The sequence below is a fragment of the Corynebacterium sp. MSK071 genome, assembly GCF_030232125.1.
GTDB lineage: Bacteria > Actinomycetota > Actinomycetes > Mycobacteriales > Mycobacteriaceae > Corynebacterium > Corynebacterium kefirresidentii.
Window position 1 is genome coordinate 222,088 of sequence record NZ_JASPJA010000003.1, and the last position, 14,912, is coordinate 236,999.

Below are 14,912 nucleotides of genomic sequence, written 5' to 3' on the forward strand. Positions count from 1 at the left end.
GCGGGGTTTCCTTTTAAATCCAGCGCAGTAAATTCCTATCAAAACCTAAAAGGAGAAAAGCTATGTCTATTGATAATCTGAAGTCTGCACTGCCGGAGTACGCCAAGGACCAGAAGCTCAACCTCGGTGCGCTGACCCGTTCCAAGGACTTGGACGAAGAGCAGCTGTGGGGCTGCCTGCTGGCATCGGCCGCAGCAACCCGCAATGACACCGTGCTGGCAGAAATCGCTGAGGAAGCAAAAGAGCACCTCTCCGAGGAGGCTATCGAAGCAGCCTACGGCGCAGCCACCGTCATGGCGATGAATAACGTTGCTTACCGCGCCAAGGGCTGGTTGGGCGATGACTACGCACAGGTAAAGTTTGGCCTGCGCATGAACATCATCTCCAAGCCAGGCGTGGACAAGGCCAACTTCGAGCTGTGGAATACCGCAGTCTCCGCCATCAATGGCTGCGAGCACTGCCTGGGTGCTCACGCTCACGAGCTCAACGAGGCTGGTCTGAGCAAGGAGCAGGTCTGGGAGGCCGTCAAGGTCGCTGCCGTGGTTCAGGCTGTGGCACAGGCTGTCCAGATTGAGGCCGCACGCTAAAATAGCCGGCCTTTAGCCGCCCTCGCGCTTGCCGACGTCCCCCTCACTCGGGGCGTGGCAGCTAGGGCGGCTTTGTCGTTTTGGCTGGCTAGTACTCCACGCGCAGGTCCGACAGTCGGACTTCGCCAGCCTCATCGGAGGCATCGAGATCTACCGTAGCGACGAACTGGTAGGCGTGGTCGCCGTCTGGGTCCTTGATGATCTGGCGCACGGACCACGCACGCGAGTCAGTATCGCCTAGGCGGAAAAACTCCGGGCCGCGGGCCTCGGGGCCGGAATCGATGTCATCATACTCATCGAAGTAATCATCTAGGATAGCGCCGAAGCCCGGCACCTCGTCCAGGTAATCGAGCAGCTCCGCCAAGCGGTCTTCTTTTTCTAGCGCGAAAAGCTGCACCAAACGGAACATGTAATTGCGCACCATAATGGTAAAGGCGCGGCGATTGGCCGTAAGAGCGGTGGGGTCCTCCACGCCGAAGGCAAGCTCGCGGTCCACGGTGTCTTGGTCGATGGGGGAGTCTTCGCCGGCCATCTGCGCCCATTCGTCGACAAGCGAGGAATCCACCTGGCGGATAAGCTCACCCAGCCAGATGACGATGTCCTCGAGCTCCGGGGTGTTGTACTCATCGGGGATGGATTGCTTGAGGGTACGCCAGGCATCGGTCAAGTAACGCAAAATCACGCCCTCGGAGCGGGCTAAGCCGTAGGTGGCCACCAAGTCCGAGAAGGTCATTGCATTTTCGAGCATGTCCCGGACTACGGACTTGGGTCGCAGCTCAAACTCCTTGACCCACGCATTGGTCTCAGCGAAAGTGTCGTAGGCCTGCTCCAATAGCTCCTCGAGCGGCTTCGGCCAAGTGATATCCTCCACGATATTCATGCGGTCGGTGTAGTCCACCCCGTCCGCCTTCAGCGCGGCAATTTCCTCACCACGGCGCTGTTTCTGCTGGGCGATGAGCACCTGGCGCGGGTCATCCAGGATGGACTCGAATACGGAAATAACGTCCAAGTTATAGTTTTCCGCCTCCGGATCCAGCAGTGAGAGCGCGGCTAGGGCGAATGGTCCCAGCGGTTGGTTAAGCGCGAAATCGCGGGGGAGTTCTCGCACTAAATGATAGGGTCGGCCGTAGATATCCAAGCCCTTGGTGGATTTTTGCACTACGCCAGAATCCACCAGCCCGCGGAAAAGGTCGAGGGCTGTGAGAATGTCCTTATTCTGCTTGCTGCGATTATCGTGATTGTCCCGCAGCAGATGGCGCATGTGTTCATAGCCGTTGCCATGCCGCGCCAATAGATTAAGCAGCATCGAGTTAGAGACGCGGAATTGAGACGTCAGCTGCTCAGGCTCAGCCTCAGTAAGGCGCGCAAAGGTCTTTTCGGACCACGAAACCTCGCCCTCTCGAGCGGACTTTTTCTTTAGCTTCTTCAAGCGCTTGGGGTCATCACCGATGCGGCGGCGTTCCTTAGCGTTTTCGATCTCGTGCTCGGGGGCCTCGACCACCACGGTGCCCTCGGTGTCATAGCCGGCGCGGCCGGCACGCCCAGCAATCTGGTGGAATTCGCGCGACTTGAGGATGCGTTGGCGCTGTCCATCGAACTTAGCCAGCCCCGTCATCAGTACGGTACGGATGGGCACGTTAATGCCCACCCCCAGGGTATCGGTGCCGCAAATGACCTTAAGCAGACCCTTTTGTGCCAGGCGCTCTACTAAACGGCGGTATTTGGGCAGCATGCCCGCGTGGTGGATGCCGATGCCCTTGCGCAGCAGCTTGGATAAATCCTTGCCAAAGGCAGTGGTGAAGCGGAACCCACCGATTTCCTGGGCAATCGCTTCCTTTTCTTCCTTAGTGATGATCCCCGAAAGAGAGGTGAGCGCCTGGGCGCGCTCGGCCGCTTCACGCTGCGAGAAGTGCACCACGTAGATGGGGGCCTTCTTATCGGCCAAGAGCTCTTCGATGGTCTCGTGTACCGCACTAAAGACATAGGAAAAATCCAGCGGCACGGGGCGCGTGGTACCAGCAACCAGGTCGGTAGCGCGGCCGGTACGACGGCTAAGGTCTTCTTCCAACCATGTGGTATCGCCCAGGGTGGCGGACATAAGCAAGAACTGCGCGTTGGACAATTCCAGCAGCGGCACCTGCCAGGCCCAGCCGCGGTCCGGTTCGGAGTAGTAGTGGAACTCGTCCATCACCACCTGGTCGATATTGGCCTCGGCGCCATCGCGAAGCGCAATATTAGCCACAATCTCAGCCGTAGCGGCGATGATGGGGGCATTGCCGTTGACGGTGGCGTCACCAGTCATCATGCCCACATTTTCCGCGCCAAAGATATCGCAGAGAGCAAAGAACTTCTCACTTACTAGAGCCTTGATGGGTGCCGTATAAAAACTGCGCTGGCCACGGGCCAAGGCGATAAAGTGTGCGGCATTGGCCACCATGGACTTTCCGGAGCCAGTCGGGGTAGCGAGGATGACATTATCGCCGGCCAAGATCCCCAGCGAGGCCTCCTCCTGCGCTGGATACAAATTAATGCCCCGGCCGGTGGTCCACGAGGTAAAGGTATCCCAGATCGCCTCATCTACGAGGGACTCGGGCACTTCCGATAAATCTGGCAGCAGCTGAGATAAGTTCACCCCCACCACCTTAGCGGTGATGAGGGTGGGTTAGTTAGATATCGTCACCTAAGTCGCCATCGCCCTGAGCGGAATCTGGATCATCCTTGCCTCTATCGGCTTGAGGGTCCTCGCCATCGGCGGAATCTTCGCGTTCATCTATGTCAGAGTTAATGATCTGCTGGCTTTCTTCCTTATCCAAAGAAGCCAAGAAGGCTTGGAACTCCTCGCTGATTTCCTCGCCGGTAGGCACAGCTTCCTCGCCGGGCATGATAGCCTGCGGGTGTTCCTTGCGGTAGCGCTCCATATAGGCGTCATACTGCTGCTCGAGTTGCTGAACCACGCTTTCTATCTCATCCGAGCCACCAACTTGTTCTTCCAGTTGGTTTTCTACGCGGGAAATATCAGCCTCGATGCTGCCCAAAGGAATATTGAGGTGCGCGGCCCGAGCTACCGAATCCAATAACTGGAACGTGGCTTGCGGGTAGGGCGAAGCCGCAAGATAATGCGGCACGTGGACGGTATATCCGGCTACGGTGCGCTGCTTATCCGCCAGTGCTTTTTCCAGATACAGTGCAGCAGAGCCGGGGACCATCATGGTGGAATCCATCGACAACATATGCTCAGTCAGACGGGAGGAAGTGCCATGCGCCGTGACCACCGTGGGGCGGGTGTGTGGAACTGGCATAGGTGCGGCATAGAGCATGATGGTGTCATTGATATTGAACTTTTCCACCAGCTTGACCACAGCAGTGGTAAAAGCCTCCCAGCGCATGTCGGGCTCTGGGCCAGACAGTAGTAGGAAGGTTTTGCCGGAATTATCGCGCAGGACCTTGATACCCAGGTCCATCGATTCAATTTCTAGCGCCCGATCCTTATCGATGGTGACGGCTGGCCGGCGCGAGCGGTAATCAATCAGCTCATCAGAGTTAAACGAGGCCAGTTGGCGGCCTTCCAAAGCTGCCTTCAAATGGTCCGCACTAGCCTCGATGGCCTGGCCGGCGTCTGCATAGCCGTGCATGGCAACAATCATGGTGGGGCCTTGTCCGTCACCGGAATCATCCCTAATCACCGGGGCTGGATACTCCAGCTCATACATGCGGCGATCTTCTTCGTGCATGTTGTGTTACCTCCTTGCTTTCTTACCTACCCCAACGCCGCAGGCGGGCTCAGTATTCCCGCGCGCACTGGGAGGTTAAATAACTGATTGTGCCCCAAATCGCCGCACATTGCCAGCGCAATCCCGGGCGGGGTGTGGACAAGCCGCCTGCCGACGCCCCCTCACCCCGCCTATCCCCAGATTCTTACCACTTCTCGATGCTTGTCCTATACATGGTTGCGCGCGTGGCTGAAGCTGGGGCCATGAACATCTCAACACCAACTCAGCCCATTCGTACGCCCGGCGATATCCTCGCCAATATCCCAGGAATTCTCGGATTCTTCCCCTCCGAATCAGTCATCCTCATCTCCATCCAGCCCAGCCCACGCGGATACAGTATGGGGCCGGTAGCCCGCCTCAATCTGAACGATGTCCCTGCCGCCTTGCAAGAAGTGATGGATGCATTTCACTGCGGCAACCCCGAAAGCATCTTTGGTTTCGTTCTCTCTCAACGCCAAGAAGAAGATTTATGGGATATCTTGCACTCCCTCTACCGCTTTCAGGATCGCTCTGGTGTGGGCATTGACGCTTGCTGGCTGGCCGAAGAGCTATCTACTGATACCGCCTACGACCTCATTTTTGGCCACGCGTCCGAGGACGGCGAGGGCCCGCTGCAGAATTGGATGGAAGGAACCATTCCCGCCATATCGACGAGCCACTCCATGCGTGCGTGCGTGAATAATGGCATGCTTCCTGAACTCAGCCGCAATGATTTGGTTCAGCGTTTTAAGGACCACAACCCATACTTTGGGAAAGAAGAAATTAGCGCAATGGAGCGATGCTGCAGAGAAATCGCCCGCCAACTGCGCGCCGGGCGCGGTTACCAAACTTCAGATCCAGTGCAGGTGGTCAAGCGCCTTATCGCTGATGTCCGCTTCGTGCTCAGTGAGGTGGAATCGCTGGAGGAGACTTTGGAAAATGAGGAATTGCTGTGTGCAGCAGCCATGTGGATGTCTACCACGTGGACCCGTGACCTAGTCATCACAGAGCTGGTGTCTGCGCCGTGGGAAGCAGGGGACCTCCTCCTAGCGGTGGCACGTACATTCCAGGGGTCCATCCGCTATAACGCCCTAGCCTTATACGCAGCTAGCCAGGTATCCCATGAATTCGGAATTTATGCGGGTCCGGCGCTTTCTGTACTAGTAGAAGAGGCGCCCCATCATAATTTGGGGCGCCTCATAGCGCAGGGGTATCGCAGCGGCATGGGAAGGCGGTTGGTCACGAGCCTCTGCCATGGCTGTGAGTTAGCCCGCGAAGCGGCGGGGCTTGGCGCTGATGCCCCGCAAAGTAGCTTCGGAGGCTAGGCCCGCTTCGCTGAATGTGCCTTATCACCTAGTTGGCGGGTGAAATTCCATGCATCGGTAACGATCGTTTCCAGATCCGTGCGGGTGGGGTTCCATCCGAGCTCCCGCTTGATCTTCTCTGAGGAAGCGATGAGGGTGGCGGGGTCGCCTGCGCGGCGCGGAGCCACCTCAGCAGGAATGTCGTGGCCGGTGACCTTGCGGCACATCTCAATGACCTGCTTGACGGAGTAGCCATCACCAGAACCCAGGTTGTAAATGCGGTGACTACCAGATTCATTGGATTCGAGAGCAAGCACATGGGCATCGGCCAGATCACGGATATGGATATAGTCACGCACTGGGGTGCCGTCTGCGGTATCCCAGTCATCACCGAACATGAAGATCTTATCGCGGTGGCCCAAGGCCACCTGCAACACGATGGGGATGAGGTGGGTTTCTACCTCGCGGTTCTCACCGATGTTTCCGTAGGCTCCAGCCACATTGAAGTAGCGCAGGGAGGTCGCCCCCAATCCATAGGCGTGGGCGAAAGAGGTGATCATGTAGTCGATGGCAAGCTTGGTTGCACCATAGGGATTGGTGGGCTGGGTTGGCATATCCTCTGTAATCGGCACTTGGTCCGGCTCACCGTAGGTTGCAGCGGTGGAGGAGAAGACGAGATTTTTGACCTCGTTATCCCGCATGGCATTGAGCAGCGTCAGGGTAGTAACGACATTGTGCTGCCAATACTCATCGGGCTTTTCCACGGATTCGCCCACCAACGAGCGCGCCGCGAAGTGGATGACACCCTCGAAACCACCTTCTCCCAGGACCTCGGCGGCCTTATCCGCCACGTCGCCCTCGACGACGCGGGCTGTTTCTGGAACGGCTTCGCGGTTTCCGGTGGAGAAATTGTCAATGATGGTTACATCATGGCCTTGTTCGACCAATACAGCGGCGCACACGCTGCCGACATAGCCGGCGCCACCGGTGACAAGAAGTTTCATGGTTATACCTCCACGCGCACTGCGTGCGCCAAGTCGTCGGAAAGCACGACGCTGCCGCCATCCGGTGTCGACAACGTAATCGTGCCGCTGTTATTGACTACCGATACCTTTGCTCCCACGCGGATTCCGGCAGCGGTGAGTTCCTGGAAGGTGCCATCATCAACCTGCAAAATCTCATTGACCTGGATGACGGTGGCGGAGACCTCATCACCATTGGGGAGATCGACTGCGCGGGTGCCCTGGTCCGGCTGCGGAGCATCGAAGCCCAGTGCAGACAGCGCCGGGATAGGGTTGCCGAATGGTGACCGGGTTGGATCATCGAGAACCGCGACCATGCGTTTTTCTACTTCTTCGCTCATCACATGCTCCCAACGGCAGGCCTCGTCGTGAACTTTTGCGATGTCGAGCCCGAGGACGTCGGTAAGCAAACGCTCTGCCAAACGGTGCTTGCGCATGACTGCGGTAGCCAGGTCGCGGCCCTTGTCCGTGAGATCCAAACTGCGGTCGGTACGCACGTGCAAAAGGCCGTCGCGTTCCATGCGAGCTACAGTTTGAGAAACCGTAGGCCCAGACTGCTCCAAACGCTCCGCGATGCGGGCGCGAAGGGGAGTAATACCTTCTTCCTCTAGCTCGTAGATGGTGCGTAGATACATCTCCGTTGTATCAACTAGGTCCCTCACGTGGGCATACCTTTCTGTGTGAATACAGTTTCGCGGCTAATCTCCCGACCAAGGACGGGAAAGCGCTTTCTAGACTCTGCAGTCCAGATTAGCCTACCTAAGCCCTTGCTCGCCGCGTCGAACTAAGCCGCTGCCTTTCTAACGCCAAACCCCGAGCCCGTGGCAGTATTGTGCCGAATGGACTCGGGGAGGGGGACTGGGCGCGGAGCGCTGCCAGCCCAGATTAAAGAGCGTACTCGCGCAGGCGATCGGCGCGGTTGCCATCGCGCAGCTTTGCCATAACTTCGCGCTCAATTTGGCGTACACGTTCGCGCGAAAGACCGAAGCGGCGGCCAATCTGATCCAAGGTGCGCGGAACACCATCATCGAGGCCGTAGCGCAGGCGAATTACGTCCTGCTCGCGCTTTTCCAAGGTGTCAATCACTCCGCGAATATCGGAATGACGCATGGAGGCTACGACCGCGGTTTCTGCATCGGTAGCTTCGGCGTCTTCAATGAAGTCACCCAAAGGAGCTTCTTCATCGGTACCTACCGGCATATCGAGAGAGACTGGGTCGCGTGACTGACGCAGCAGCATCTCAATCTTGTTTTCGTCAATGCCTGATTCTTCCGAAAGCTCTTCATTGGTAGCTTCACGGCCCAGGGATTGATACATCTCGCGCTTAATGCGGGACAGCTTGTTGACCTGTTCTACCAAGTGGACTGGGAGGCGAATGGTGCGAGACTGGTCAGCCATGCCGCGGGTAATTGCCTGGCGGATCCACCACGTGGCATAGGTGGAGAATTTAAAGCCCTTGGCGTAATCGAACTTTTCCATCGCGCGGATGAGGCCGAGGTTTCCCTCTTGGATGAGATCCAGCAATGGCATACCGCGGCCGGTGTAGCGCTTTGCAAGCGAAACCACGAGGCGCAGATTGGCTTCAAGCAGGTGGGAGCGTGCCTTTTTGCCTTCGCGGGCGAGGATTTTAAGATCACGCTTTTCTGCACGGGTGAGCTTTTCAGCGTTATTGAGCTTGTACTCCGCGTACAGTCCAACTTCGATGGCCTGAGCGAGTTCTACCTCATCTTCCGCGCTGAGCAGTGCGGTCTTGCCAATGCCGTTGAGATAAACACGAACGAGGTCGGCAGAGGGGTTGTCGTTGGTTTGGTTGCGGCGAGATCCGCGATCTACTTCCTGTTCTTCATTAGTAGTGGCAGCTGAAGCGCCCTTGGCGGTGGTGGCAGATGTCTTCGTCATAGTGAAGCCTCCTGAATTTGTCGCCGGTTTCACAAAGTACAACGGAGTCTTTAGAGATTTAGTTCCCAATGTGGAAAGAATTGATAAAACGCGGCGTTCCCCGTGGTACGACTCCACCTTTTCGGGGGAGATGTGCCACGGAGAACGCCGCGCTCTGCGATGGGGCAGGTACGTAGAAGTACTATCCGCGTACCTGTACGAGATAGCGGTAGATGGTGGGTTCGGAAACACCTAGCCGCTCTGCTGCTGCGGCAATTCCTCCCTTAAGAAGGAAGAATCCTGCATCCTCCAAATCTGAGACCACCTCGAGGCGCTCCTCGCGCTGCATGCGAGGGGCAGGGGTGTTTTGGTTAGAAATGGCGGAATCCAACATCGAGTCCAGAAGGTGTTCCACGTTGGAACGCAAAGACTCGCTGACTCCTTCCTTGTCCGCTTCTTCCTCTACCGGTTCCTTATCTGGAACTGGGTCTGGTACTGCAACGGGGCGGTTGGGTAGCTCAGTTTCACCTGGGTAGCCGCCGAAAGCCTTTGACTTATCGAATGCGGGATCATCGGCCTTGCCGATGAGTGCTGCGGCCGCATCGCGAATGTGTACCAATTCGGATACATCAACATTGATGCACAGCATGCCGCGCATATGCCCGGAGTCGTCTCGGATGAAGTAGCTAGAGGAGCGGCAAATCTTGCCTTCCGCATTGACGGCGCGGTAGCCGGTCATCATGGGGATTGCTGCGGCATCGCCCTGTTTCATAAACCATAGAGCGAAGTCGGTCACCGGGCCGCCAAGTTGCCGGCCGGAGATGTGCCCATTGGCGATGGCCATGATGGATTTATCGGGAACGTCGAGATCGTGGAGCACGATTTCGGTGTTGGGGCCCATTGCCTTACCGAGGAATTCGACGAGGGGAATATACTGCTCGAGGAAGTTTTCTTCGGAGGCACTGCCGCTAGGAAAATTCATTAGCTGAAGCATGTCCTTTAATTCCTGTCAGGTTATAGCGAAGGTACCACACGGAAGCGACTCGGTGGAAGAAAGGGAATAGTCCGAAGAAAGCCGGGTGAACACTAGCGGCTTAGCGCTGTGCTCACCCGGCTCATCGCTTCATTACAGGGTGGTCTTTATCCACACACCGGGACTGGTGGGTGAACTGCTAGGGCCAGACCACCTTGTGAGGTCTCCCTGTACTTGGCATTCATATCCTTACCAGTCTTGTACATGGTCCAGATGACTTCGTCCAAAGAAACACACGGCTTGCTCTCACGCTCTAACGCCATGCGAGCACTGGTGATGGAGTCGACCGCAGCAACGGCGTTACGCTCAATGCAGGGTACCTGAACCTGTCCGAGGACTGGGTCACAGGTCAAGCCAAGCTTGTGTTCCATGCCAATCTCAGCTGCGATGCATACCTGCTCTGGGGTAGCGCCCATGAGCTGGGCGAGTCCGCCGGCAGCCATGGAGCACGCCACACCAACTTCACCCTGGCAGCCGACCTCAGCGCCAGAGATGGAAGCGTTCATCTTGTACAGGGAAGCAATCTGGTTGCAGGCGAAGATGTAGTCAGCGAACATCTCCGTGGTAACTGGCTCGACAAACTTGTCGTAGTAAGCCAGGACTGCGGGGACGACACCACAGGCGCCGTTCGTAGGAGCGGTAACAACGCGGCCGCAGGCTGCATTCTCTTCGGAGATAGCCAGTGCAAACATGTTTACCCAGCTGAGGATGTTCAAACCATCGTGCGGTTCGGACTGCTCAAGACGACGCTTAAGGGCAGCCGCGCGACGCGGAACGAGCAGGGAACCAGGCAGCGGACCATCGGTGGAGGAACCACGCTTGATGCCGGTGTACATGACATCGCGAACCTTGCGCAGGTGCTCATTGACCTCCTCTTCAGAGCGCAGTGCCAATTCGTTGGCCAAGCCCAGCTCGGGGAGGGTCATATCGTTCTTTTCACACAGTTCGAGCATTTCTGCAGCGCTGGCATATGGGAAGGGGATATCAACCTTGACGTCCTGCCGCTTTGCAAAGTCTTCCTGCTTGACGATGAAACCGCCGCCGACCGAGTAGTAGGTCTTGTGCAGGATGTCCTCTTCGCCGGCGAAGGCGATAAGACACATACCATTTTCGTGCATCGGGAGGTATTCGTCGTGGAAGAAGAAGCCGCCGTCCTTGGGGAATTCTACCTCGTGGGTGCCGCCCAGCATGAGCTTCTCGCTGCTGCGGACGTTCTTCATGAATTCGGAGATGCCGTCGATATCAACGGTCTCTGGCTCTTCACCGGCCAAGCCGAGGAGGATGGCCTTGTCGGTGGAGTGGCCGATACCCGTGAGGGAAAGGGAACCGTAGACATTTGCCTGCACTCGAGTGACCTTGTCAAAGAGGTCTTTTTCCTTGAGCTCGTCTACGAAAGCCTTGCCGGCCTTCATTGGCCCTAGGGTGTGTGAGCTTGAGGGGCCGATACCAATCTTGAACATATCGAAGATGCTGATGAACATTGTTCTTTCCTTGAATCCTCTGCGAATTTCTCGTCTACGGCGGTGCTTAGAAGGCGTGGACGATGGAGTAGATGATGGTTGCTAGGGCGACGAGGCCCATGAAGAAGACGAAGTAGTTGGAAGCCTTGCCCTTGTAGCGCTGGAGAGCAGGAACCTTGTGGATAGCGACCATCGGGATGATGAAGAGCATGATGGCAATCGTTGGACCACACAGGGTTTCAATCATGCCCAGGATGGACGGGTCAGCCCAAGCGACAAGCCAAGCGGTAACCAGCATGAAGATGAGGGTGATGGTGTCGAGCTTGTGAGCAGACTGTGCGTCATCCTTGCTTGCGTTCTTGCTGCCCTTGACGATGAGGCCCTCGAAGCCTTCGGCTGCGCCGAGGTAGTGGCCAAGGAAGGACTTAGCAACTGCAATCATGGCGATGATAGGAGCAATCCACTGGATAAGTGGGGTATCGAAGTGGTTGGCCAGGTAGGACAAGATGGTGATGTTTTGTGCCTTAGCTTCTGCCATATCAGCCGGGGAGAGGCTCAGGGCGCAGGAGAAGACGAAGAACATAACCACGACGACCATGAGGATCTCAGCGCGGAGCAGGGTCTTGCGGGACTTGGCTTCTGCGAACTTGCCGTAGGTCTGGCGGCGGTCAACGGCGAAGGAAGAAATCATCGGGGAGTGGTTGAAGGAGAAGACCATAACCGGAACCAAGAGCATCAGGGTAACGCCCATGCCGTGACCAGAGGCTTCGCGAGCAACGTTTAGGTCAAAGGAATCGAAGAGTGCGGTGTTCCACTTCGGGATGAGGTAAAGGGAAAGGAGAACCAGGATGCCGATGAACGGGTATACCAGGTAGGACATGACGTGAACCACGACGTCCTTGCCCATGCGGACAATCAAGATGAGTCCACCAACGAGCAAGAGAGAGGTTAGCCAGCGGTACGGCGGGGTAACGCCGAGCTGGTGCTCCAGGAAGGAGTTGACCGTGTTGGTGATGGTGACTGAGTAAACCAGCAGGATGGGGTAGACCGACAGGAAGTACAGGATGTTCATGAGAACACCGGCCTTCTTGCCAAAGTGCTCTTCGACGACGTCCGTGAGGTCACCGTCTGGCTTGGAGCTGGACAGTACCAAGCGGGTCATTCCGCGGTGAGCCCAGTAGGTCATAGGCAGTGCTACGACCGTCATGATGAGCAGCGGGATGATACCGCCGATACCGGCGTTGATGGGGAGGAAGAGGACACCGGCGCCGATGGCGGTGCCGAACAGGGAGAGCATCCATACGGTGTCTTCCTTATTCCACTTCGGTGCGCCCTTCTGGCCATCGAAGGGGGTGTCGATGCCAGGAGCCGGTGCGGCTGTCTTGGGGGTTTCGGGCATTTCTGCCCTGTTTTCTGGGTGCTGGGCTGAATTGCGCCGCTTGAGTGAGTGGGACATTTTCTTTCCTACATCTAGTTGGTCGGCCGAAGCGTTTGGGCTTCTGCAACCGTGACTGAGAAAAAATTCTCATTCAACTTTGCGTTAGTAGGACCTTGAGAAAAGTTCTCTCATCCTGCTTGTCCAGCCCTTTTGCTTCGCTGTGCCTTCAGTATAGAACAGAAACTTGCAGGATGATAATAAATTATTGCACTACAGGTAGGGCATTTATCACTCTCGAAAAATTTGCAATCTGCCGTTCTTTATGGCTTGTTCCATATAATTTCACCGAGAGTGGCACCAGTCACAAGTGCTCTAATGAAAGTCCTGCTTAATACGTTTTGAGGATCGTTGGGGCGGGAGAAGGGCGCGCAAATTACGTCTCAACTAAAACGGTGAAAGGGCCTTCATTTACAGAAGAGACGCGCATTTTAGCCCCGAATTGGCCTGTTTCTACTGACACGCCGCGTTCCTTGAGGTGGTTGATAATCGTTGAAACAACCGGCTCAGCTTCCGGACCTGGCGCGGCATCCGCCCATGAAGGGCGTCGCCCCTTGGCAGTGCGACCATACAAAGTAAATTGGCTCACTACTAGTACCGGAGCTGCGGCATCGATCACCGAGACCTCGCCGTCAAGAATGCGCAGTTCTGCAATTTTGCGCGCCATTTTCTCTGCTCGAGGCTGCCAATCATCCATATCCTCGCGCGAGACGCCGACGAGCGCGAGAAGACCGCCGGTATCGGGACAATCAATGGCCCCGACGGTCTCTCCATCGACGGTTACTGTGGCCTCTGAAACTCGAGTCAAAACTGCGCGCACCGCTTACTTCTCCTTATCTATCCAGTGGGTTGAAAATGCGGTATCAGCTAAGGTTCGTTGAACCGGTGTCCAAGAGGAGATCTGCTGGGATAAGCAGACCGTGGCGGACCATATCGATGACTGCGGGGAGGGCAGCGGCGGTGAGTTCTTCCTCATCGAATCCGTGCGCCGCCGCATACAGCCCAATTGTCTCTTCTAGGTTCAGACCCTGTGGGTTGAGACCAGCGACAATTGCGGCAATGTGTTCATCTACCTCGTGGCTCCAACGCGGGCCGTCTGTGCGGGTTAGGCGCAAGGCGGCGCGGGTGAATCCCTGTCCCAAATCTTCATCTGGGGTGCTGATATCTTCGCGTGCCAAGCCGGGCCTTACTTGGAAGTGCTTTCCCTGCAGTTCTCCCGGCACAAGATCGCGCAGCCACGCCACACGGGCAAAGTATTCTTCCACTTCGGGGCCAAGCGGATCGCTGAAGGCCTGCGGCATTTCTTCGGCCAAGATATCTGCAGGCTCATCGTCACCGATGCGTTGAATAGCTACGAAACCAAAACCAATGCCGTTTACTTCGTGTTCCTGGAAATGTTCGAGCCAGGCGCGAGAGCGCTCTTGCCCCTCAGGGGAGCGAATATCGAGGGATTCATCTTCGAGCCAGGTGGACACATAAAGTGCGGGATCGGCAACGTCGCGCTGAATGACCCAGGCGGCGATCCCTTTATCCGGCAACCAGGAAGCAACGCGTTGCTGCCATGTTTCGCCACTGGTGTGTACCCATGCAGCCAGAAGGTGAGCGGTTCCGCCGGGCGTCAGGTGATCGGTGGCTTGAGAGACAACCAATTCACTGGCTCCGTCGAGGTTTAATCCGGAATCGCGGTAGACGTGGCCCACTTCGGGAAGGCCTACAACAAAAGGCGGGTTAGCTACTAGACGGTCAAAGCGGCGACCAGCTACGGGCTCAAACCATGACCCAGGGAGCAATTCCACTTTCTCGCTATCGCCAGTAGCGGCAATGGTAGCCTCGGCCAATTCCAACGCACGCTCATGCACGTCGGTGGCGGTAATCTTTTCAGCGCAATCGAGCTGCCCCAGCAATTGGACGCCCGAGCCAGTGCCTAGATCTAAAACGCTGCCCACTGGGCTTACTGGCGTGGATTGCAGCAGGGAGAGGCTTGCCGCGCCAACGCCAAGCACATGGTCTGGACCAGGTACGTGGTCGACCAAGGAGGCGTCGACGTCGGAGAAGATGAGACGGTTGGCGCCAACGATGGTGTGGGGGCGGATATCGAGGGCAATGTAGGCCTTGCCATGGGCGTCGGCAAGCGCAACATTGGCATCCAGCAACTGAGTAGCCAGGCGCGCGCCTACCGCCTCGCCCAAAAGCGTGGCCGGCAGGTGTTGATGCAGGAGGAAAAAGCGGATCAACAAGTCCATCTGAGATTCGCTGTGCGCGGCGAGCGCAACTGGTGCGGGTTCGCCGCGGAAGAGGGCCTCGGTAACCTCCGGACCTAGGTGCCCGGCTACGCCATCGGTAGTAAAACCTGCGGCGGTAAAGACGTCGGAAAGCTCAGGGGCCAGCTTGGCTAGCGCGGGGGCATCAAAGTCGGGGCCAAAAGCGGTCGTCATGTGGGCAGG

Annotated in this window: 12 protein-coding genes; 2 read left to right on the forward strand and 10 right to left on the reverse strand. The window is 56.9% G+C overall.

Annotated elements, in window-relative coordinates; translation table 11 throughout:
- Positions 1-62: 62 nt before the first annotated feature.
- A complete protein-coding gene (locus QP990_RS03705) occupies positions 63-587 on the forward strand; it encodes a carboxymuconolactone decarboxylase family protein (RefSeq protein WP_049361224.1) in 525 nt (174 codons plus the stop codon).
- Positions 588-675: 88 nt separating this feature from the next.
- Here QP990_RS03705 and QP990_RS03710 read toward each other — a convergent pair whose 3' ends face one another.
- Both QP990_RS03710 and QP990_RS03715 read right to left on the reverse strand, forming a co-directional pair.
- On the reverse strand, positions 676-3,219 hold the full coding sequence (locus tag QP990_RS03710; RefSeq protein ID WP_284798481.1) for an RNA helicase: 2,544 nt from the start codon (positions 3,217-3,219) through the stop codon (positions 676-678).
- A gap of 34 nt (positions 3,220-3,253) precedes the next feature.
- A complete protein-coding gene (locus QP990_RS03715; RefSeq protein ID WP_239207615.1) occupies positions 3,254-4,318 on the reverse strand; it encodes a proteasome assembly chaperone family protein in 1,065 nt (354 codons plus the stop codon).
- A 242-nt stretch (positions 4,319-4,560) separates the two neighbouring features.
- On the opposite strand from QP990_RS03715, the gene QP990_RS03720 reads away from it, so the two are divergent.
- Positions 4,561-5,661, forward strand: coding sequence for a DUF4192 domain-containing protein (locus QP990_RS03720; RefSeq protein WP_284798482.1), 1,101 nt, complete (start codon positions 4,561-4,563; stop codon positions 5,659-5,661).
- Here QP990_RS03720 and galE read toward each other — a convergent pair.
- The 8 genes from galE to QP990_RS03760 form a co-directional block, all read right to left on the reverse strand.
- Complete coding sequence (gene galE / locus QP990_RS03725) at positions 5,658-6,644, reverse strand: UDP-glucose 4-epimerase GalE (protein ID WP_023021390.1); 987 nt, start codon at positions 6,642-6,644, stop codon at positions 5,658-5,660. The genes QP990_RS03720 and galE overlap by 4 nt on opposite strands.
- Before the next feature lie 2 nt (positions 6,645-6,646).
- Positions 6,647-7,324 (reverse strand): metal-dependent transcriptional regulator, encoded by a 678-nt coding sequence (locus tag QP990_RS03730; RefSeq protein WP_239207617.1) that lies wholly within the window; start codon positions 7,322-7,324, stop codon positions 6,647-6,649.
- Between the two features lie 223 nt (positions 7,325-7,547).
- Positions 7,548-8,561: a sigma-70 family RNA polymerase sigma factor gene (locus QP990_RS03735; protein ID WP_023021392.1), complete on the reverse strand. Its 1,014-nt coding sequence runs from the start codon at positions 8,559-8,561 to the stop codon at positions 7,548-7,550.
- Between the two features lie 181 nt (positions 8,562-8,742).
- The gene (locus tag QP990_RS03740; protein ID WP_023021393.1) at positions 8,743-9,534 is read right to left on the reverse strand and encodes a transcriptional regulator; all 792 of its coding nucleotides are present in this window, start codon (positions 9,532-9,534) and stop codon (positions 8,743-8,745) included.
- A gap of 146 nt (positions 9,535-9,680) precedes the next feature.
- Positions 9,681-11,054: an L-serine ammonia-lyase gene (locus tag QP990_RS03745; protein WP_284798483.1), complete on the reverse strand. Its 1,374-nt coding sequence runs from the start codon at positions 11,052-11,054 to the stop codon at positions 9,681-9,683.
- 46 nt (positions 11,055-11,100) lie between these two features.
- Positions 11,101-12,489, reverse strand: coding sequence for an HAAAP family serine/threonine permease (locus tag QP990_RS03750; RefSeq protein WP_284798484.1), 1,389 nt, complete (start codon positions 12,487-12,489; stop codon positions 11,101-11,103).
- A gap of 355 nt (positions 12,490-12,844) precedes the next feature.
- On the reverse strand, positions 12,845-13,288 hold the full coding sequence (gene dtd / locus QP990_RS03755; protein WP_239204147.1) for a D-aminoacyl-tRNA deacylase: 444 nt from the start codon (positions 13,286-13,288) through the stop codon (positions 12,845-12,847).
- Positions 13,289-13,331: 43 nt separating this feature from the next.
- A complete protein-coding gene (locus QP990_RS03760) occupies positions 13,332-14,903 on the reverse strand; it encodes a class I SAM-dependent methyltransferase (RefSeq protein WP_284798485.1) in 1,572 nt (523 codons plus the stop codon).
- Between the last annotated feature and the right edge of the window lie 9 nt (positions 14,904-14,912).

Excerpts from the sequence above, each read along its gene's own strand:
- galE (WP_023021390.1), bottom strand. The coding sequence starts at position 6,644 with ATGAAACTTCTTGTCACCGGTGGCGCCGGCTATGTCGGCAGCGTGTGC.
- QP990_RS03745 (WP_284798483.1), bottom strand. The coding sequence starts at position 11,054 with ATGTTCATCAGCATCTTCGATATGTTCAAGATTGGTATCGGCCCCTCA.
- QP990_RS03705 (WP_049361224.1), top strand. The coding sequence starts at position 63 with ATGTCTATTGATAATCTGAAGTCTGCACTGCCGGAGTACGCCAAGGAC.
- QP990_RS03750 (WP_284798484.1), bottom strand. The coding sequence starts at position 12,489 with ATGTCCCACTCACTCAAGCGGCGCAATTCAGCCCAGCACCCAGAAAAC.
- QP990_RS03720 (WP_284798482.1), top strand. The coding sequence starts at position 4,561 with ATGAACATCTCAACACCAACTCAGCCCATTCGTACGCCCGGCGATATC.
- QP990_RS03760 (WP_284798485.1), bottom strand. The coding sequence starts at position 14,903 with ATGACGACCGCTTTTGGCCCCGACTTTGATGCCCCCGCGCTAGCCAAG.
- QP990_RS03735 (WP_023021392.1), bottom strand. The coding sequence starts at position 8,561 with ATGACGAAGACATCTGCCACCACCGCCAAGGGCGCTTCAGCTGCCACT.
- QP990_RS03715 (WP_239207615.1), bottom strand. The coding sequence starts at position 4,318 with ATGCACGAAGAAGATCGCCGCATGTATGAGCTGGAGTATCCAGCCCCG.
- QP990_RS03740 (WP_023021393.1), bottom strand. The coding sequence starts at position 9,534 with ATGCTTCAGCTAATGAATTTTCCTAGCGGCAGTGCCTCCGAAGAAAAC.